The organism is Jiella pacifica (assembly GCF_010500815.1).
Taxonomy (GTDB): domain Bacteria; phylum Pseudomonadota; class Alphaproteobacteria; order Rhizobiales; family Rhizobiaceae; genus Jiella; species Jiella pacifica.
Genome location: NZ_JAAAMG010000023.1, coordinates 18,277 through 37,222 on the forward strand (window position 1 = coordinate 18,277; position 18,946 = coordinate 37,222).

The 18,946-nt window shown below is 65.8% G+C and carries 16 protein-coding genes; 10 read left to right on the plus strand and 6 right to left on the minus strand.

Going from position 1 to position 18,946, the window contains the following annotated elements:
• Nucleotides 1-208: 208 nt before the first annotated feature.
• Nucleotides 209-1,390 (minus strand): acyltransferase family protein, encoded by a 1,182-nt coding sequence (locus GTK09_RS21635; protein ID WP_163465483.1) that lies wholly within the window; start codon nt 1,388-1,390, stop codon nt 209-211.
• 262 nt (nt 1,391-1,652) lie between these two features.
• Here GTK09_RS21635 and GTK09_RS21640 point away from each other — a divergent pair, with 262 nt between their 5' ends.
• The 7 genes from GTK09_RS21640 (at nt 1,653) to GTK09_RS21670 (ending at nt 8,872) form a co-directional block, all read left to right on the plus strand.
• Nucleotides 1,653-2,105, plus strand: a complete 453-nt coding sequence (locus GTK09_RS21640; RefSeq protein ID WP_163465484.1) for a DUF2948 family protein — start codon at nt 1,653-1,655, stop codon at nt 2,103-2,105.
• A gap of 125 nt (nt 2,106-2,230) precedes the next feature.
• A complete protein-coding gene (hisD, locus tag GTK09_RS21645; protein WP_163465485.1) occupies nt 2,231-3,523 on the plus strand; it encodes a histidinol dehydrogenase in 1,293 nt (430 codons plus the stop codon).
• A 10-nt stretch (nt 3,524-3,533) separates the two neighbouring features.
• Nucleotides 3,534-4,019 (plus strand): UPF0262 family protein, encoded by a 486-nt coding sequence (locus GTK09_RS21650; RefSeq protein ID WP_163465486.1) that lies wholly within the window; start codon nt 3,534-3,536, stop codon nt 4,017-4,019.
• A gap of 153 nt (nt 4,020-4,172) precedes the next feature.
• Nucleotides 4,173-4,652 carry an arsenate-mycothiol transferase ArsC gene (locus GTK09_RS21655; protein ID WP_163465487.1) on the plus strand — a complete coding sequence of 160 codons (480 nt, stop codon included), beginning with the start codon at nt 4,173-4,175 and terminating at the stop codon, nt 4,650-4,652.
• A gap of 255 nt (nt 4,653-4,907) precedes the next feature.
• Nucleotides 4,908-5,849, plus strand: a complete 942-nt coding sequence (locus GTK09_RS21660) for a Hint domain-containing protein (RefSeq protein ID WP_163465488.1) — start codon at nt 4,908-4,910, stop codon at nt 5,847-5,849.
• A 589-nt stretch (nt 5,850-6,438) separates the two neighbouring features.
• On the plus strand, nt 6,439-7,398 hold the full coding sequence (locus GTK09_RS21665) for a Hint domain-containing protein (RefSeq protein WP_163465489.1): 960 nt from the start codon (nt 6,439-6,441) through the stop codon (nt 7,396-7,398).
• Nucleotides 7,399-7,906: 508 nt separating this feature from the next.
• Nucleotides 7,907-8,872 (plus strand): Hint domain-containing protein, encoded by a 966-nt coding sequence (locus tag GTK09_RS21670; protein ID WP_163465490.1) that lies wholly within the window; start codon nt 7,907-7,909, stop codon nt 8,870-8,872.
• A gap of 76 nt (nt 8,873-8,948) precedes the next feature.
• Here GTK09_RS21670 and yihA read toward each other — a convergent pair whose 3' ends face one another.
• From yihA to rpmH, 5 genes are all read right to left on the minus strand, one after another.
• Nucleotides 8,949-9,617: a ribosome biogenesis GTP-binding protein YihA/YsxC gene (gene yihA, locus GTK09_RS21675; RefSeq protein ID WP_376768039.1), complete on the minus strand. Its 669-nt coding sequence runs from the start codon at nt 9,615-9,617 to the stop codon at nt 8,949-8,951.
• Nucleotides 9,614-10,252, minus strand: a complete 639-nt coding sequence (locus GTK09_RS21680; protein ID WP_163465491.1) for a CatB-related O-acetyltransferase — start codon at nt 10,250-10,252, stop codon at nt 9,614-9,616. The genes yihA and GTK09_RS21680 overlap by 4 nt, the downstream gene beginning before the upstream one ends.
• Nucleotides 10,253-10,330: 78 nt before the next feature.
• Nucleotides 10,331-12,139: a membrane protein insertase YidC gene (gene yidC / locus GTK09_RS21685; RefSeq protein ID WP_163465492.1), complete on the minus strand. Its 1,809-nt coding sequence runs from the start codon at nt 12,137-12,139 to the stop codon at nt 10,331-10,333.
• Nucleotides 12,140-12,142: 3 nt separating this feature from the next.
• The gene (gene rnpA / locus GTK09_RS21690) at nt 12,143-12,529 is read right to left on the minus strand and encodes a ribonuclease P protein component (RefSeq protein ID WP_376768040.1); all 387 of its coding nucleotides are present in this window, start codon (nt 12,527-12,529) and stop codon (nt 12,143-12,145) included.
• A gap of 203 nt (nt 12,530-12,732) precedes the next feature.
• Nucleotides 12,733-12,867 (minus strand): 50S ribosomal protein L34, encoded by a 135-nt coding sequence (gene rpmH / locus GTK09_RS21695; RefSeq protein WP_163465494.1) that lies wholly within the window; start codon nt 12,865-12,867, stop codon nt 12,733-12,735.
• Between the two features lie 369 nt (nt 12,868-13,236).
• On the opposite strand from rpmH, the gene GTK09_RS21700 reads away from it, so the two are divergent.
• From GTK09_RS21700 to GTK09_RS21710, 3 genes are all read left to right on the plus strand, one after another.
• Nucleotides 13,237-16,452 (plus strand): LysM peptidoglycan-binding domain-containing protein, encoded by a 3,216-nt coding sequence (locus tag GTK09_RS21700; protein ID WP_163465495.1) that lies wholly within the window; start codon nt 13,237-13,239, stop codon nt 16,450-16,452.
• 45 nt (nt 16,453-16,497) lie between these two features.
• Entirely contained in the window at nt 16,498-16,722 is a 225-nt protein-coding gene (locus GTK09_RS21705; protein WP_163465496.1) for a hypothetical protein, read from the plus strand.
• 258 nt (nt 16,723-16,980) lie between these two features.
• Nucleotides 16,981-18,828, plus strand: coding sequence for an ABCB family ABC transporter ATP-binding protein/permease (locus GTK09_RS21710; protein WP_163465555.1), 1,848 nt, complete (start codon nt 16,981-16,983; stop codon nt 18,826-18,828).
• Nucleotides 18,829-18,946: the final 118 nt, after the last annotated feature.

Genomic DNA, 18,946 nt, shown 5'->3' on the forward strand with positions numbered 1-18,946 from the left:
CCAAATCATTGACGCTGCATCGACAGATCAATCCGAAGTCGGCGAATCATCTGCGCGATTTGGCTGGTTGCAAGGGAGAGGAATGGATCCCGGGTCAAGCCCGGGATGACGAAGCCTTGATGCTTCCGCCGGTTCTGCAACGTCGATGCGAAGAACAGGGAAGGTGGCCGTTCGTGTCCGAAAGGAAATTCGTGAAGTCTTGCGGAGTTCAGGCGGCGGCGGGCGACTTGGCCGGCGTGCCGGACCGTTCCGAACGCCCCACCAGCCGACGGCCGAGCGCCATGCCCGGCTTTTCGACGAAGCGATAGGTGAGGGCGCTGAAGACGATCGTCACCGCCACGATGACGACGAGTGCCAGCGTTCCCTGCCAGGCCTCTGGCCCGATCAGCTCGTTCCGGGTGGCGGATTGGACGAAGAGCTCCTCGCCCGCGAGCTTGCCCAGCACCGTCACGGCGTTGTGGACGCGGTCGATGACGAAGGCATGGGTCATGTAAAGGGAATAGGAGATCAGCCCGAGAAAGGCGAAGGGCCGCGTCTTCAGGGCGCGGCTCAGGATGCCGCCCTCATGGGCGAAGACGTAGAGGGCGAGGCCGAAGACGAAGGGGGCGGCATAGGCGAGATCGGTGCCGCCCTGCCGCGAGACGAAGACGCCGACGAGAAGGACGGCCGCCAGTTCGGCGAGGCTCCAGCTCGTCGGATGGCGTTTGGCCTCCGCCGCCGCCCCATCGCGCCAGACGACCCGGCGCAGGATGACGCCCACCGAAAATCCGGCGAGGCAACGCAGCCAGCCGAGATTGGACGAGGCGTCCATGGTGCCGATCACCATGGCGATGACGGGAAGGCCGACGACGATGGAGAGGACCGAGAGCGGAACGAGGAGGCGCGGCGCCGTCACCACGACGCCCGCGAAGGCCGCATAGGCGACGAGTTCAGCCGAGATCGACCAGCTCGGATAGTTCCACGTCAAGGTGTCGAGGAAGCCGAAGGACTGCACCATCATCAGGCTGGCGAGCAAGCCCTCCAGCGACGTGCCGCCCTGGAACGTCTCGCCGGGTCCCTTGAGGGCCAGCCTGGCGCATTCGAACGCCAAGGGCAAAAGCAGCATGGCGAGATGCAGGGGATAGACCCGAGCGAGCCGCAACAGGAAGAACCTGCCGAAGTCGCGGCTTTCGCGCAGCGTCTCGTAGAAGGCGTGGGCGATGACGAAGCCGGACAGGACGAAGAAGAAGTCGACGAACAGGAAGGCGTTGCGGATAAGGCCGCTGGTCTCGGCGAAACCGGTGACCGGCGCATGGAAGCAGACGACGAGGAGGGCGCAGACGCCGCGCCACCCGTCGAGCGTCTGGAAGCGGGCGCCGTCGTTCCTGACTGCCGCGCGGCCCTCGATCATCTCGCCTGGCTCCGAATCGGGATGCGCCATCAACAGCCGGCCGAAGCAGCCCGGCCGGGCGCAATCGCCGCCATCCTCGCCGATGGGCGGATAAGGAAGTGCTAACGAAGCCCCCGGCCGGCGAACCGGATCGTCAGTATTGCCGGGGCGGAAACATGCAGCCGTGTCGTCGCCGCGTCGCCAGTCTTCCTTGCATGGCGGCGGTCGCAGCCTAAGTGACACGCCGCGACAGATGCTCCCGGAAACGAGGTTACCAGTCAGTATGGACCAATTGCGCCTGCTTGCCGTCGATGCGGAGGACCTTGCGATCGTCTCGGCGCATTGTCAGGACGCCGTGATGCGGGTCGAGGAATTGCAGTTTTCCCCGGCCGAACGGAAGTTCGTGATGGAGATGAACCGCTTCGTCTGGGAAAAGCTCGTCCCGCCGAAGAAGTTCAGCCTGTTTTCCCGCCCGGCCTACGAGCGCCGCCGGGCGATCCTGCATTTCGACCGGGTCATCGCCGCGGCCCGCCTCGGCTTCGACAATCTCGCGCCGGACGACGTGCTCGTTCTCCTCGCCATAAGGTTCGAGGAAGGTGACGCCCCTTCGGGGTCGGTCGAACTTGTCTTTGCCGGCGGCTCCGCGATAAGGCTGGACGTCGAAGTGATCGAGGCGCAGCTGGCCGACGTCGGCGGCGCCTGGGGAACCACGGCACGGCCGAACCACCGCGCCTGAAGGAGGGCGCCGAGGCCTCGGCCGGGAGGGGCGAACGGTCGGCGGGCTGCCGCAGAAGCGCGAGGCCGTCCCGGCTCACGACGCTGGATGTGCCCGCAACGGGCAAGACGGAGAGGACACTCACATTGCCCTGGCGCCTCGTTTCCACGGATGCGGATTTCGACGAGCGGTTTGCCGCGCTTCTCGGCGCCAAGCGGGAACAGGCGTCCGACGTCGATGTGGCGGTGCGTAGCATCGTCGCGCGGGTGCGCAGTGAGGGCGACGCGGCGCTGATCGCCCTGACCCGGCAGTTCGACCAGCTGGACCTCACCCCGGCGACGATGCGAGTGAGCGAAGCCGAGATCGACGCGGCGTTCGAGGCGACCGCGCCCGAGACCCTCGCGGCGCTCCGTCTCGCCCACGACCGCATCGCCGCCCATCATCGCCGGCAATTGCCCAAGGACGACCGCTACACCGATGCGATCGGCGTCGAGCTCGGCAGTCGCTGGACGGCGATCGAATCGGCCGGCCTCTACGTGCCGGGCGGCACGGCGAGCTATCCCTCCTCGGTGCTGATGAACGCCGTCCCCGCCAAAGTCGCGGGGGTGGAGCGCATCGCCATGGTCGTTCCGGCGATGCGCGGAGCGCTCAATCCGCTGGTCTTGGCAGCTGCCAGGATCGCTGGCGTCTCGGAGATCTACCGCATCGGCGGAGCCCAGGCGATCGCCGCGCTCGCTTACGGGACCGAGACCATCGCCCCGGTTGCCAAGATCGTCGGCCCCGGCAACGCCTTTGTCGCCGCGGCCAAGCGCCAGGTCTTCGGCCATGTCGGCATCGACATGATCGCCGGCCCGTCCGAAGTCCTGGTCATCGCCGACGGCGACAACGATCCGGCCTGGATCGCCGCGGACCTTCTCGCCCAGGCCGAGCACGACGCGGCGGCCCAGTCGATCCTGATCACCGACGATGCGGCCTTCGCCGATGCAGTGGAGGCCGCCGTCGAGCGCCAGTTGAAGACGCTGTCGCGCGCCGAGACGGCGGCTGCCAGCTGGGCGACGCACGGCGCGATCATCGTCGTGCCGAGCCTCGACGATGCCGTGCCCTTGTCGGACCGCATCGCGCCCGAGCATCTGGAGCTTGCCGTCGCCGATCCCGAGGCGCTGTTCGCCAGGCTGCGCAACGCCGGCGCCGTCTTCCTCGGCCGGCATACGCCGGAAGTCATCGGCGATTACGTCGGCGGCTCCAACCACGTTCTGCCCACCGCCCGCTCGGCGCGGTTTTCCTCCGGCCTCTCGGTGCTCGACTTCGTCAAGCGCACCTCGATCCTGAAGCTCGGCGCCGAACAGCTGCGCGAACTCGGCCCGGCGGCAATCGAGCTTGCGAGGGTCGAGGGGCTCGACGCCCACGGCCGATCGGTGGCCGTTCGGCTCAACCTCTGAGGGCCGGGCGATGGCTGAGGAGAACAGCAGAACGGGCCGCCTGATCGACGTCGAACTCGACGAGACGATCGGCCGCGCGACCCCCGACGTCGAGCACGAGCGCAACGTCGCCATCTTCGATCTGGTCGAGGAGAACGTCTTCGATCCCGTCGGCGCGCCAGAGGGGCAGAAGTTCAAGCTGAAGCTGTCTCTCGCCGACAAGCGTCTCGTCTTCGACATCCGCAACGAGGCCGGCGAGACGCTGGTCGTCCATATCCTGTCGCTGACCCCCTTCCGAAAGGTCATCCGCGACTATTTCATGATCTGCGACAGCTACTACGAGGCGATCCGGTCGGCGACGCCGCAGCAGATCGAGGCGATCGACATGGGACGGCGCGGCATCCACAACGACGGCTCGCAGACGCTGATGGAGCGGCTGAAAGGCAAGATCGCAGTCGATCTCGACACCGCGCGCCGGCTGTTCACTTTGATCTGCGTCCTCAACTGGCGGAACTGAGGCGGCCATGACGGCGCAGGCGCTTCCAGCACGGTCGACCCGCAGCCTCGGGGCCTCGGCGCCAGGGCGTCCGACCGCCGCGGGCGCGGCGCTTGCTGTCGCGTCGGGCCGGCGGTGCGGAGATGCCGCGGGCGCCTTGCGCGGGGCCTGCCTATGAGCGGTGGGCCGGACGACGAACGGGCCGAAGCGGATGCTTCGGCCAGCCACGCCCGACCAAAGATCTCTTCCGTCCTGTTCCTTTGCGGCATGAATTCCATCCGCTCGCCGATGGCCGAGGCCTTGGCGAAGGAGTTCCTACCCTCCACGGTCTACATCGCCTCCGCCGGCGTCCGTCTGGGCCAGCGCGACCCCTTCGTCGACACGGTCCTCGCCGAGCGGGGGCTGTCCCTCGGCGAGCGCCAGCCGCAGCGCTACGAGGACATGGAGGACGGCTATTTCGACCTGATCGTCACCATGGCCCCGGAAGCCCACCACGTCGCCCTAGACGCCACCGGGACGTCCTCGGTGGAGGTCGAGTTCTGGCCGATGCCGGACCCCTCCGTCGTCACCGGCTCGCGCGAGCAGATCCTCGACGCCTATCGCGACGTGCTGCGGCGGATCGAGGCGCGGATCGCCGGGCGGTTCGGGCGGTGATGGAGCCATTGTGCGCGGGGATGGCCCGCTGCCCGTCGCCGAGCGCAGGTCATGCGCTTGCATTGCAAAGTGAAAATGCCGCACTGACATTGACGGCCGCTTGAGAATACCAAAGCCGCGATCAGACCCGCGTGAGGAGCCAACCCGTTACAGAGGAGAAAATTCGGTGAAACCGTTTCTCTTCTGCAAGTCGGGTGGCTTCACCACCGATCGGTGGAAAAGCAAGCAACCAACGAAAATGCGCATGGAAAACCGATGGCAACAATCAACATCCCCTATTCGAATTACATCCTTCCGAACGGAGATGGGACATATTATATTTATGCCAGCAAGCCGTCGGTTGCCGCGCTTCCTGTCACGGATGTCGATGATGGCAATGGCGATGACTTGACGATCCTCGGCGACGTTTCGACGGGCGACACGATGGCCTCGTTCGACGACAACAACGTTTACGAAGGAACTTATATCGCAGCCACGCAGAACGGTTTCATTTTCGAGCGCTATGGACTGCACTACGTCTATTCGACCGTCCAGTATACCGGCTCCGAGACGATCGTGGCCTTGGATCAGCCCTATGCGATCTGCTTTGGCGCCGGGACGCGAATCGAAACGCTCCACGGGCAGGTCGCCGTCGAAGCACTCGTCGCCGGCGATGTCGCGGTGACGGCCTCCGGTGCAGAGCGCCCAATCGTCTGGGTCGGCTGCCGCACGCTCGACTGCTCCGGCGACAACGCCCACATGGCGCCGGTCCGGGTTAAGGCAGGGGCATTCGGCGCCGGCGTCCCCGAGCGCGACGTGCTGCTGTCGCCCGGCCACCCCGTCCTCGTTCGTCAGAACGGCGTGGAAGTGCTGGTTCCGATCATGAACCTGATCAATGGCACGACCATCGAGCGCACATCGATGCCGTCCGTCACCTACTGGCATATCGAACTCGACCAGCACGACGTGCTGCTCGTCGACGGCCTGCCGGCGGAGAGCTTCTTCGACATGGGCTCGCGCGGCTGGTTCGACCACGATCTCGATGACATTCTCGCCAATCCGGATCTGGTTCCGGCCGGCCAGCATGGCCGTTGCCGCGAAGTGGCGATCGACGGGCCGCTGGTCGAGGCCGAGCGCAGGCGCCTCGCCGATCTGTTTTATGCGGATCTGTCCGCCCAGTGCGCCTGGCCGAGCGCGGGGGCATACGCCTCCGCCTGAGAACGCTCGATCTCGTCTGCTATTGACGGAGCCCGGTCTGCCTATGGCGGCCGGCCTCCATCGGTACCATGGCGCCGGAAGTCCACCACGTCGCCCTCGACGCCACAGGCACGTCCTCGGTCGAGGTCGAGTTCTGGCCGATGTCCGACCCCCTCCGCCGTCACCGGCTCGCGCGAGCAGATCCTCGATGCCTATCGCGACGTCCTAAAGCGCATCGAGGCTCGGATTGCCAAGCGCTTCGGCGAGTGAAGCCCCCGGGTCCAAGGCAATCTGCCACGACTCGCCAGTCGATCCGACGTATGCGCAGGAGCTCAGTTCGTCCCCATCGCGGAGGGGAGTCCATTCGATCTCACCCTCTGCAGCACATGCAAACCGCACCCGGACGCGAGCTAACCAGCGGGAAAGATGGCGAAATATTAGACGCAAAGAGGGTATCGTGCGTCTTGCTCGAATCCACAAATTGCGAATAACGTGCCGGTGAAGATTCGGTCTCTGGACACTCGACGGTCCCGACTCAGCCAAAGCTCGCCATCGGCTCTGGAATCAGTGAAAACACCGCAGTTCGGGCGGAGTATGGCAAAGAGGCACCATGGCAACGACGCAAACATTATATCTCCATAATCTCCAGAGAATCTCGCAGGGAAACTATAGGGTCATAGACTCTGGCGTTTATACTTATAACGCCGTGGAGAACGGTGGGCCAGGCGATGACGAACTTCGGCTTGGCGATATCGGTGACGACCATTTCCTTCTGACGAATGGAACGGTCAATAACGCTGATCTTGATTTCGTCTATCGCTCGGCGCTGCCTTTGAACAGTGGATTTGTCGCGGTTTATTATGACACGGGCGATTATTTTGTTCTGAGTTACAGTAATACGTACAGCACTGAGGATACCTTCACGACGATCGATACACCGTTTGCCGTTCAGTGCTTCACGGCGGGGACGCAGATCTCGACGACACTCGGACCGGTGGCGATCGAGGATCTCTGCGTTGGAAATACTGCCGTGACTGCTTTCGGAACGAGGCGATCGATCAATTGGATCGGCAGCCGGATGATCGATTGCTCCGGCGAGAACGCCCACATGGCGCCGGTCAGGGTGCGTGCCAATGCCTTTGGCGGCGGCGTCCCTGAGCGCGACGTGCTGCTGTCGCCAGGCCACCCCGTCCTCGTGCACCAGAACGGCGTCGAGGTTCTCGTGCCGATCATGAACCTGATCAACGGCACGACCATCGAGCGCACGTCGATGCCGTCCGTAACCTACTGGCACATCGAGCTGGACCAGCACGACGTGCTGCTCGCCAACGGACTGCCCGCCGAGAGCTTCTTCGACATGGGTTCGCGCGGCTGGTTCGACCACGATCTCGATGATGACATTCTCGCCAATCCGGATCTGGTTCCGGCCGGCCAGCATGGCCGTTGCCGCGAAGTGGCGATCGACGGGCCGCTGGTCGAGGCCGAGCGCAGGCGCCTGGCGGATCTGTTCTATGCCGATCTGTCGGCCCAGTGCGCCTGGCCAGACGCGGGGGCTTACACGGTCAACTGACACCGATGGGCTCGGGCCCTTGGTCAAGTGCCGCAATCGCAACTTGTCCAGCGGGCGCACGCGTCGAAATCCGGCTACGACATCGAGAGGGCATGAAGCGCGTATCGATGTCGGCCGTCGCGGATCGGTGACAACGGCGGTTCTGCTTCGCAAAGGCGGCGCCCTCCGCAAGGATGGGCAGCGAAAAATTCATTGCAAAATGGTTACGTTACGTTACTGAGTTGACCTACGTACTCCAGATGGAGTGCCGGGAGCCGATTCGCCGCCGCGCGATGTGTGCGACCCGCGCTCGGTCGAAGCCGGGTGCCGGGACTGTTCGCCAGGCTCTCGAGGCGTCCCATCGCGGTGGCGTGGACGCAACGCTGCTCGCGCATGCCCGATCCAGGCGGGCCGGGCGGCGCGAAGGATTGCCGAGCGTTTCCTCACCCAGTCTCAGGGCGCCGGAGGACATATCGGCACATGACGTTCAGCCGGCCTGGGCCGACAGCTCTCGATGGAGCAATCTTGAATGACGAGTATTGCAGGATTGTACGCGTTTGGACTGACGCAGACGGATTCCGGTTTCACGATCACTCGCCCGCTGCAACTCACCAATGAGGGGACCTACTACCGCTACACGATTTCCGACCAATTTAGTTCCGTAGAAGACGATCTTTCCATACTCGGAGATATCGCCCAAGATGGGTTCGTTGCGGAATCCGGCCCTATAACGCATCAGTTGGTCTACATCTCGAAACCTGACGGCGACCTCGGTTTCATCGGCAAGACTAATACGTATTTCTACTATTTGTTCTCGTTCGGATCTCAGATTTACGAGGTCGGTGATACGATTACGCCGGTGTCGGCGTCATTTGCTTTGTGTTTCACCAGCGGGACACGCATTCAGCTTCGGCGCGGCGCCATCGCCATCGACGACCTCGCGATCGGAGACGAGGTGGTGACATCTTCGGGTACCGGCCGGACGGTCGTCTGGATTGGCCGGCGGACGATCGCATGCACCGGCGACTACGCGCACATGGCGCCGGTAAGGGTGCGGACCAATGCCTTCGGCGACGGCGTCCCCGAGCGCGACGTCTTCCTGTCGCCGGGCCATCCGGTGCTGGTGAAGCAGGGCGGAGAGGAAGTGCTGGTCCCGATCATGAATCTGATCAATGGCACGACCATCGAGCGTACGACCATGAGCCGTATCACCTACTGGCACGTCGAGCTCGATCAGCACGACGTCCTGCTCGCCGACGGACTGCCGGCCGAGAGCTTCTTCGACATGGGCTCGCGCGGCTGGTTCGACCATGACCTCGACGACGCTCTTGCCAATCCCGACCTCGTCCCCGCCGGCCTGCACGGCCGTTGCCGGGAGGTCGCGATCGACGGCCCGCTGGTCGAGGCCGAGAGGAAGCGTCTCGCCGATCTGTTCTATGCGAATCTGTCGGCGCAATGCGCCTGGCCGAGTGCGGGGGCATACGCCGCCGCCTGAGGACGCTCGATCACGATTGCCATGAAAAGAGCCCGGTCCGCCAACGGCGGCCGGGCTCTCGCGTTCGCCTGCCGAGCTATTCCGCCAGCGACAGGATCACTGTCCTCAGATCGTCGATGCCGCCGCCCTTTTCCGAAGAGGTGGCGATCAGGCTCGGAAAGGCGGCCGGCCGCTTTTTCGTCCGCTCCAGTGTCTCGGCGACGAGCCTGTCGACCGCCGGCGGCTTGATCTTGTCGGTCTTGGTGAGAACGATCTGGTAGGACATCGCTGCCTTGTCGAGCAGGGTCATCACCTCCTCGTCGTTCGGCTTGATTCCATGGCGCGCGTCGATCAGCAGGAACACCCGCTTGAGGCTGGTGCGGCCGCGCAGATAGTCGAAGACCAGCGCCGTCCAGGCGTCGACGTGATCTTTAGGGGCCTTGGCATAGCCATAGCCCGGCATGTCGACCAGTACGATCGGCGGAAGGCCGGCCTCGACGGCACCGTAGCCATCCGGCACGAAGAAGTTCAACTCCTGCGTCCGGCCCGGCGTGTTCGAGGTGCGGGCAAGGCCCTTCTGGCCGAGCAGGGCGTTGATCAGCGACGACTTGCCGACGTTGGAGCGCCCCGCGAAGGCGATCTCGGGCGGGCCCTCCGGCGGCAGGAACTTCAGTGCCGGGACGCCGCGCACGAACACCCAGGGTTTTGCGAAGAAACGCCGGTCGGCCTCGCCCGATCGATCGTCTGCGGTCTCGCCCATGCTCATCGTGCCGCTTCCAGTGTCTCGATGTCGGCGCCGCGAATGGCGTCGAGATTGCGGGTAATCTTGTCTGCCGGCCAATCCCACCAGCCAACGGTGAGGAGGCGGGCGATGGTCGTTTCGTCGAAGCGGCTTTTCACCACTCGCGCCGGGTTGCCGCCGACGATGGCATAGGGCGGAACGTCCGAAACGACCGTCGACCGGGCCCCGACGATCGCGCCGTCGCCGATGGTCACGCCCGGCATGACGAGGCTCTCCATGCCGAGCCAGACGTCGTTTCCGACGACCGTGTCGCCGCGGCTCTGGCCCGTCCAGGACGAGACGTCGAATCCTGCCTCCCAGCCATTTTGGAAGATGTTGAACGGATAGGTGGAAAAGCCGCCCATCGCGTGGTTGGCGCCGTTCATCACGAAGCGGGTGCCGGCGGCAATCGCCACGAACCGTCCAATGATCAGGCGGTCGCCGTAGAAATCGAAATGATGAAGGACGTTGCGCTCTTCGAAGCGCTCGGCGCCGTCCGGATCGTCATAGTAGCTGTAGTCGCCGACGACGATGTTCGGCCGGGTGACGACGTTCTTCAGGAAGACCGCGCGTGGAAAACCGGGAAGCGGATACAGCGTCTCGGGGGATGGCCCATGCATGCCCGGCTCCTTTCGCGAAAGCGGGGCCGGCGCAGGGCCGGCCCCGAGTTTCATGCGCGGCCGTTTCGCCCCGCTTGATCAGCTCTCCGAGGGCTTTTCTCGTCGCTTGAAGGCTCCCCGCAGATTGTCGAACAGCTCGATCTTGGCGCCGTTGCGCTTCATGATGACGCTCTGCTGGATGATCGACAGGAAGTTGTTCCAGGTCCAGTAGATGACCAGCCCTGCCGGGAAGGCCGCCAGCATGAAGGTGAAGATCACCGGCATCCAGGTGAAGATCATCTGCTGGGTCGGATCGGGCGGGGTCGGGTTGAGTCGCATCTGGATGAACATCGTGATGCCCATCAGGATCGGCCAGACGCCGACCATCAGGAGATGCGGCAGGGTAATCGGAATGACGCCGAAGAGGTTGAAGATCGAAGTCGGATCCGGCGCCGCCAGATCCTGGATCCAGCCGAAGAACGGCGCATGGCGCATCTCGATGGTGACGTAGAGCACCTTGTAGAGCGCGAAGAACACCGGGATCTGGATGAGGATCGGCCAGCAGCCCGCGGCCGGATTGATCTTCTCCTCCTTGTAGAGGCGCATCATCTCCTGCTGCTGCTTCTGCTTGTCGTCCTTGAAGCGCTCGCGCATCTCCATGATCTTCGGCTGGACGGTCTTCATCCGCGCCATCGACTTGTAGGACTTGTTCGCCAGCGGGAAGAAGAACAGCTTCAGGACCACCGTGACGACGAGGATCGCCACGCCGAAATTGCCGACCAGCTTGTAGATGTAGTCGAGCGCGTGGAACATCGGCCGGGTGATGAAATAGAACCAGCCCCAGTCGATCAGCTGGCCGAACTGCCGAATGTTCAGCGTCTCCTCGTAGCCGTCGATGATGTCGACGACCTTGGCGCCGGCGAAGGTGCGCGTCGTTGCCGTCGCGCTCTGGCCGGCCGCGACGTCGATCGGGTCGGAGACGAATTCGGTCTGGTAGTGCGGCCGCTCTCCGGCGAGATAGAGGAACTGGCTGTCGAAGCGCCGCGACCCCTCGGGGATCAGCGTGGTCGCCCAGTATTTGTCGGTGATGCCCAGCCAGCCACCGATGGAGGAGGGCTGCCCCTCCTTCTTGTCGTCCTCGATCGAGGAATATTTGACCTCTTTCAGCCCTTCCTCGCCAAACACCCCGAGAAGACCCTCGAACAGGACGTAGGCCGACGCGACCTCGGGCTTGGAGTAGCGGACGACCCGCCCGTAAGGCTTGACGGTGACAGGCGTGGCGCCGGCGTTGTCGACCCGATCCTCGATCGTGAACATGAAGTTCTCGTCAACCGAGATGGTGCGATTGACCGTCAGGCCGTCTGCGGTGGCGGTCAGCGTCACCGGCGAGGAGGGGGTGAGCCGCGCACCCGGCTCGGCCTGCCACTCCGTGGTGGCGCCGACGATGGGGCCCTTGCCCGGGACGATCATCCCGGTTTCCACGAAATAGGCGTTCGGCAGTTGCTCGGGGGACAGCAGAACGATCGTCGGCGAAGAATCGTCGACGGTCTCGTGATAATCTTTCAGCCTGAGATCGTCGATGCGCGCCCCGGCGAGGTTGATCGAGCCGGTGAGCTGCGGGGTGTCGATCGGGATGCGCGAGCCACTCGAAAGCACCGCCTCGCGGTCCTGCGAAAGGGGCAGCTGCGGGCTGGTGATGACGCTCTCGCGGCCCGAGGGCGCGGCGGTCTGGGCCTGGTCCGTGCCGGCGGGCGTCTGCGGCGTCTGCAGCGAGCCCTGCTGGCCCTGCGTCGTCTCCGCCTGCTGGCGCTGGGCATCCATCCGCGGGCTGACGACGAAATACTGCCAGCCGACCAGGACGGCGATGGAAAGCGCCATGGCGATCAGGAAGTTGCGATTGTTTTCCATCACTTAAGACCTCGATCGGCGCTCGGTGCCGGCATTGCCGCTTGGAGTCGTCTTTTCAGTCGGCCCGGCCATCCGGGAAAAGCGACGTCGCAATTCGTCGGACAGGACCTCGAACGGAGCCGTGAGAACCTCGCGGCGCGCAACGATCACATAGTCGATGCCTGACACCATGTCAGCCTCGGCTGAGATGCGGATCGCCTCACGAAGTCGTCGGCGGATGCGATTGCGCTCGACGGCGTTGCCGATCTTCCGCGTTGCCGTCAAGCCATAGCGCGGAGGCCCGTCGTCGCTGCGCTTCAACGCCTCGACGAAGAAAAACGGGCCGTTCAACCGACGCCCTCGCCGCGCGGCGAGGAACTCCGCGCGCTTCTTGAGCCTCTCGGCGGCCACTATTGGCGATCCGAGCGGAGACGATTCGACATTTGCGGCCCTCATGCGTCTTGCGCCGAGTCAAATGTCGAGTTGCCGAGCCCCAGCCGACCCGATCGGCCGCCCGTGATCCGTCCCTCTTCGGCCCTTGCCTGCAGCCCGAGATGCTCGCGCGGCGAAGGCCGGACAGAAGGGGATCGCGACAACCGCTCGGTCGCTCGGCCTCAGGCCGACAGCCGCTTGCGGCCGCGAGCGCGACGTGCGGTGATGACCTTGCGGCCACCCTTCGTCGCCATGCGGGCGCGGAAGCCGTGGCGGCGTTTGCGGACGAGCCGCGAAGGCTGGTAGGTACGCTTCATCGTCAAATCCCGCGTGGGCTTAGAACGCGGGCCCTTCAGTCGTGTTCAATCCGGGAAACCGGTGCGGCCATCCGAGCGCAAACACCCGTCGCGCGGAACGCCGCCCGCTCGCTAAGCCGCTTATTGGAAGACGTGGCGGGAAAAGTCAATTCCCGAGTTGGCGATCAGCCGGGCGGAGGTCGAGCCGTGGGGCACGAACGAGGCCGCCACATCTGGCCGCGGTCGGCACGCCCGGGGGACGGCGATCGGTGCGCGAGGGCGGTGCTGGCGACGCAAATGCTTGTGAGCGTTGCAGTGGTTCGATAAACGTCAAGGCACCTTTTGGGAAAAGTCCGCGGCACGAGTCCTGCCGCCCGATCGAGCGGTCACATGCAGCGCAGAGCCCTTGGCATCCTTCTCTTTTGTCTCGTCCTCCTGGTCGCGATCATCGCCGGCTACTGGGACATGCTGGAATCGGAGAAATTGCGGATCGCCGATCGCGGCGAGGTCAGCCCGCCCGTGCGGGAGGGCACGATCGATCCGACGGGATTTTCGGCAGCGAGCGAACCTTCGGAGACGGCCGCCGCCGGCTCGCAAGGCGAGGCTCCAGCCGAGGGGCGGGCGGCGATCGATCGCGGCGAAGACGCTGCGAGGGAGGACGAAGACGCCGGTAAGGAGATTGCGTCTCGCGTCACCGGTCGTGAAGCGGCCACTCCGTCCGGCATCGCGGCGGAGGACGAAGCCGAGACGTCGGAGGCCGCATCGCCGCAGGCGGGAGGTTCTGGCGGCGTGAACGGCGCCAACACGCCCTCGGACGCGGTGGCCGCTCCTGATTCGCCGGGTGCCGACCGCCTCGCTGCGGGAAAGAGCGACCGCCGCTCGGGGGGCGAGGGCACGGTCATGCCATCGGGCGGCCGATCGCAGGCGGCGACTTCCGTGCCTTCTGGCGGCGATGGACTTGCCGCAGCGAATGCGGGGACGCAGCCTTCCACGGAGCCGGATGCAGACCCTGCCAAAGCCGGCGCTACTGCCGGTAACGAGGCCGCAAGCGACAGGGTTGCAGGCGGCGAGGCCCAGCCAGGCCAGCCGGGCGCCGCGAGCGACGGGGCGCCGGAAACGGCCGGGACCTCCATGACCGAGACGAACAGGCGGCAGGCAGCCGCGGGGCTCGAGCAGCCGGCAGAGGCGTCGGGGGCTTCGGCGTCCCGGCCGGGGGAAAGCACCGCGATGGCGCCTGGGGCGCTGCAGGAGACGACGGACACCGCATCAGCGTCGGCAGGGCACGATGGGGATGTGGCGGAGGCGGGTCATGAGGGCGGTCGGTCCGCTGGCGATGGCGCGGTTGTGGCAGCCGAGGCAAGCGAAGACGCGGCGCCGGCCGCCGCCGGTGCGCCGTCCGAAGCGGTTGGGGCAGGTGGGCCGAGGGTGGCGGACGCCGACGAGCCGCGCTTCGACATTCTGCGCGTCGAACCGGACGGCTCGACGCTGGTCGCCGGCCGCTCGGCGCCGAACAGCACCGTGACCTTGCGCGACGGCGACGAGACCCTCGGCAGCGACAAGGCGGGTCGGGACGGCGATTTCGTCATCGTTCTCGACCGGCCGCTTCAACCCGGCGATCACTCGATCCAGATCCATTCCGAAGACGAAAGCGGCAGCGCCAGGACGTCCCGCGAGACGGCGGTGGTCTCCGTACCGCAGGACGGCAGGGCTGAGGATCTCCTCGCGATGATCGAAGAGCCCGGTGCGCCCTCCCGCCTGATCGACACGCCCGCCGCTCGCGCTCCCGCCACCGGCACGCAGGCCGGGGAACCGGTCGACGAGCGTGCGTCCGCAGCTTCGAAAGACGGCGCGCCCGGCGGTTCGGCGACGGGCGTCGATGCCGCCTCGGTTGCCCGACTGGAAGCACCTGTCGATGCCGCCGCCGAGCCGGCGGACGGCGCGGGGGCGAACGGCAGTGATGTCGCGGGCCTCACGTCATCGCAGGGAGAGGCCGCTACACCGCCTGCCGACGGCGAGAGCGTCGTCGCCGATTCAAGCGGGTCTGCCGGCGAGGCGGCCGGAACGGAAAGTCCTGCCGGGCAACGGCAGGCGTCGGTTGCCCCGTCCGCTTCGGCCCTTGCCGAAACGACCGGCCCTGCGGCGGCCGAGGCGCCGCTGCGGGTCGAGGCCGTAGAGATCGACGACGGCAAGATCTTCATCGCAGGCTCGGCCGAGCCCGGCACGCGCTTCCGCGTCTATGTCGACAACCAACCCTTTGCGGCTGGAACGGCCGATCGCAATGGCCGCTTCGTCGTTTCGAGCGATCAGCAGCTTTCGGTCGGCGATCACCTCATCCGGGTCGATCAATTGTCCGGGGCGAGCGACGTCACCGCCCGCGTCGAGGTGCCGTTCTTCCGGCCGGAAGGCAATTCCCTAGCTGCCGTCGCCGAGAACGAAGCTGGTCCCGACCGGATGCCGGAGCTGGCTGCCGCGGACGTGCCGCAGGCGGCTTCGGAACCGCAGACTACGTCGACCGCGGCTGCAGCACCCGTCGAGCAGGCGGAGGCTGCCCCGCAAGGCCGGGAGGAGCCGATCGGCCCGGCGTCGACCGAGGTGGCAGAGCCCGAGATTGCGGAGCGCCAGTCGCCGCGCGGGGAAGCAACGTCCGGCGGCGAGCCGCAACCGGCTTCCACCGCAACGGATGACGATCCCACGACGGCGCCCGGCGCGCCGCCGGCCAGTGACGGCCAGCGACAGGACGAGGACACCCAGCTTGCTGCCCGGCTATCCGGCGGGTCCAGCGCGCCCGAGCCGGCCGCCTCTTCGGGCCCTGGAGCAACGGCGGATGCACCGACCTTCGATCGCGCCGCCGCTGCCGCCGCTGGCGAGAGCAATGACGAAGCCGCCGCCTCCGGCGCGCAGAGCGTTACTCCGTCGCCTGCCAATGCCAATGCCAATGCCAATTCCGGCTCGCGTATCGCCACGGATGGCGCGCCGTCTCTCGATCCGCTTGGTGCTCTCGCGCCGGGTGCCGCGGGCGGCGTGACCGACGGGCTCGCTGAAGCGGACGGCGAGACGACACGCGGAGGACGTGTCGTCGCCCAGCGCCGGGATGCCGATGGCCGCGAGGAAGCCGGTACCACCGAGCAAGCCGAGGATACGCAAGGGGAGCTGTCCGACAGGACGGCGAGCAGTGACGGCGAAGGTGCTGGCGAACCCGCCAATGCCGGCGGCGCGACCGCTTCCGCATCGGGTGGCGAGGCGACGGCGGAGGCCGATACATCGGCACCAGGTCCCGACGCCGCGGGCTCCGTCACGCCTTTGGCGGAAGAAGATCGCCAGGGCGATGTCGCATCGGCCGACAAGTCCGGGCGTGTTCCGCTTCTTCGCCAGCCGGCGCTCGCCGCGGCCAAGTCCAGCAGGGTGATCATCCGCAAGGGGGACACGCTGTGGCGCATCTCGCGGGACAGCTATGGCGCCGGGCATCGCTACACGGTGATCTATCTTGCCAATGGCGATCAGATCCGCGATCCGAATCTCATCTATCCAGGGCAGGTCTTCCGCATGCCGGAAGAGCAACGCAGCGAGGCGGCCGGCGAAAATGCCTCTTCGCGCGCAGTCGAATAGTCAAATCGCCGGGCCGCGACGCTGACGCGTCCGCTCTCCGGACACATGGCGGTTTTCGGCGCAACGCCGGGGCTCGACCTCGAAAGCCGCGATCCGCGGCCGAGCATCGTCAATTCGGCTCTCTCCTGCGCCGACCTCCTATGCGTACTGCTCGCGGACCGGGTGGCGACCTTCATGCGACGATCGCGCTCGGCCAGCCATCTGGTGCAGCGCCTGGGCGGCACGATCCTCGTTGCGCTCGGCCTGAACCTCGCCTTCAGCCGCCACTGATCGGCCGCCCCGTCTGTTCCCTTTCTCGCGCGGCCATTGATCGCTTCGGCGCAGGACTGATGCCCGTCGATCCAGCGTAAATTCCGCGGCGGGTGGTCGATCTTTCCGCGGACAAGGATTAGATCGGGTCCAAACTGCGATGCCCATTTCAGGACGCGGCCGGCCTGCGGCCCGTGAAGGATCAGCTTGTCCGACAGCAGCACCCCGCGCGTTTCCGGCGACAAGACGTTTTCGACGCTGAGGAATCTCTGGCCCTACATGTGGCCGAGCGACCGGCCGGACCTGAAGATGCGGGTGGTCTGGGCCTCCTTCTTCCTCGTTCTCGCCAAGCTTCTGACCGTCGGCGTTCCGTATTTCTACAAATGGGCGACGGATGCTCTCGACGGTTCGAGCGGCGGTGCCAGCAATGCGGCGGCCTCAGCAGGTGCGACGCCCGGCTGGCTGCCGATCTTCCTCGCCGGCGCGATCACCCTCGTCATTTCCTACAACGTCGCCCGGGTCATCTCGGTCGGGCTGAACCAGCTGCGCGACGCGCTGTTCGCCCGCGTCGGCCAGCATGCGGTGCGCCGGCTCGCCTATCGCACCTTCGTCCACATGCACCGCCTGTCGCTGCGCTTTCATCTGGAGCGACGCACCGGCGGGCTGTCGCGGATCATCGAGCGTGGCACCAAGGGCATCGAGGCGATCGTCCGCTTCACCATCCTCAACACCATCCCGACGATCCTCGAATTCGCCCTCGTCGCGATCATCTTCGGCTTTTCGTATGGGCTCAGCTACGTTGCGGTCATCGCCGTGACGATCTGGCTCTATGGCTGGTTCACCATCAAGGCCAGCGACTGGCGGATCAACATCCGCCGCGACATGAACGAGAGCGACACCGACGCCAACACCAAGGCGATCGATTCGCTGCTGAACTTCGAGACGGTCAAGTATTTCGGCAACGAGACGATGGAGGCAGAGCGCTTCGATCGCTCCATGGCGAGATACGAGGTGGCCGCAACCCGCATCTGGACCTCGCTCGGCTGGCTGAACTTCGGCCAGGGTGTGATCTTCGGCGTCGGCATGGCGGCGGTGATGGTGATGTCCGCCCTGGCGGTGCGCGACGGCACTCAGACCCTCGGCGACTTCGTCTTCGTCAACGCCATGCTGATGCAGCTGTCGATCCCGCTCAACTTCATCGGCTTCGTCTATCGCGAAATCCGCCAGGGCCTCACCGACATCGAGGAGATGTTCGCGCTGCTCGGCATCAACGCCGAGGTGGTAGACAAGCCGGGCGCCAAGCCGCTCGTCGTCAGCGACGGAGCGATCCGCTTCGAGAACGTCCGCTTCGGCTACGATCCCGCCCGCGAGATCCTCAAGGGGGTCTCCTTCGAGGTGCCGCCGGGCAAGTCGGTGGCGATCGTCGGCCCGTCGGGGGCGGGCAAGTCGACGATCTCCCGCCTCCTCTTCCGCTTCTACGACGTGAAGGGCGGCCGGATCACCATCGACGGCCAGGACATCTCCGCGGTGACGCAGGAAAGCGTGCGCGCGGCGATCGGCATCGTGCCGCAGGACACCGTCCTCTTCAACGACACCATCGCCTACAACATCCGCTACGGCCGCACCGATGCCGGCGAGGAGGAGGTGGTGCGCGCCGCCGAACTCGCCCAGATCGCCGGCTTCATCGAGCAGCTGCCGGGCGGCTTCGGCGCGATGGTCGGCGAGCGCGGCCTCAAACTCTCGGGCGGGGAGAAGCAGCGCGTCGCCATCGCCCGGACGATCCTCAAGGCCCCGCCGATCCTCGTCCTCGACGAGGCGACCTCCGCCCTCGACACCCATACCGAGCAGGAGATCCAGTCGGCGCTCGATCTCGTCTCGAAGAACCGCACGACGCTGACCATCGCCCATCGCCTGTCGACGATCATCAATTGCGACGAGATCCTCGTCCTCAAGGCCGGCGAGATCGTCGAGCGCGGTTCCCACCGCGAGCTCCTTGCGATGAGCGGTCTTTACGCGGAAATGTGGGCGATGCAGCGCGAGGCGACCGAGGCCGAGGAAGCGCTGCGCCGGGCGCGCGAGAGCGACGAATTCGGCGTCATCGAGCGGCGGCGGACGCCGCCGGTCTGATGGCTGCAGGGCACGCAGCCGAGTGTGCGCCAACGCGGGAACGGAACGGCCGGCCTGACGCAACGTTGGTTCTGCGTCGTGGCCGACATCTCGTGGCCCGCCTGCCGTGACCCGATCG

Coding starts and splice junctions, on each gene's coding strand:
- GTK09_RS21700 (WP_163465495.1), top strand. CDS start 13,237: ATGCAGCGCAGAGCCCTTGGCATCCTTCTCTTTTGTCTCGTCCTCCTG.
- yidC (WP_163465492.1), bottom strand. CDS start 12,139: ATGGAAAACAATCGCAACTTCCTGATCGCCATGGCGCTTTCCATCGCC.
- GTK09_RS21655 (WP_163465487.1), top strand. CDS start 4,173: ATGAGCGGTGGGCCGGACGACGAACGGGCCGAAGCGGATGCTTCGGCC.
- GTK09_RS21635 (WP_163465483.1), bottom strand. CDS start 1,390: ATGATCGAGGGCCGCGCGGCAGTCAGGAACGACGGCGCCCGCTTCCAG.
- yihA (WP_376768039.1), bottom strand. CDS start 9,617: ATGAGCATGGGCGAGACCGCAGACGATCGATCGGGCGAGGCCGACCGG.
- GTK09_RS21710 (WP_163465555.1), top strand. CDS start 16,981: ATGTGGCCGAGCGACCGGCCGGACCTGAAGATGCGGGTGGTCTGGGCC.
- GTK09_RS21640 (WP_163465484.1), top strand. CDS start 1,653: ATGGACCAATTGCGCCTGCTTGCCGTCGATGCGGAGGACCTTGCGATC.
- GTK09_RS21705 (WP_163465496.1), top strand. CDS start 16,498: ATGGCGGTTTTCGGCGCAACGCCGGGGCTCGACCTCGAAAGCCGCGAT.
- GTK09_RS21660 (WP_163465488.1), top strand. CDS start 4,908: ATGGCAACAATCAACATCCCCTATTCGAATTACATCCTTCCGAACGGA.
- GTK09_RS21665 (WP_163465489.1), top strand. CDS start 6,439: ATGGCAACGACGCAAACATTATATCTCCATAATCTCCAGAGAATCTCG.
- GTK09_RS21650 (WP_163465486.1), top strand. CDS start 3,534: ATGGCTGAGGAGAACAGCAGAACGGGCCGCCTGATCGACGTCGAACTC.
- GTK09_RS21670 (WP_163465490.1), top strand. CDS start 7,907: ATGACGAGTATTGCAGGATTGTACGCGTTTGGACTGACGCAGACGGAT.
- GTK09_RS21680 (WP_163465491.1), bottom strand. CDS start 10,252: ATGCATGGGCCATCCCCCGAGACGCTGTATCCGCTTCCCGGTTTTCCA.
- rpmH (WP_163465494.1), bottom strand. CDS start 12,867: ATGAAGCGTACCTACCAGCCTTCGCGGCTCGTCCGCAAACGCCGCCAC.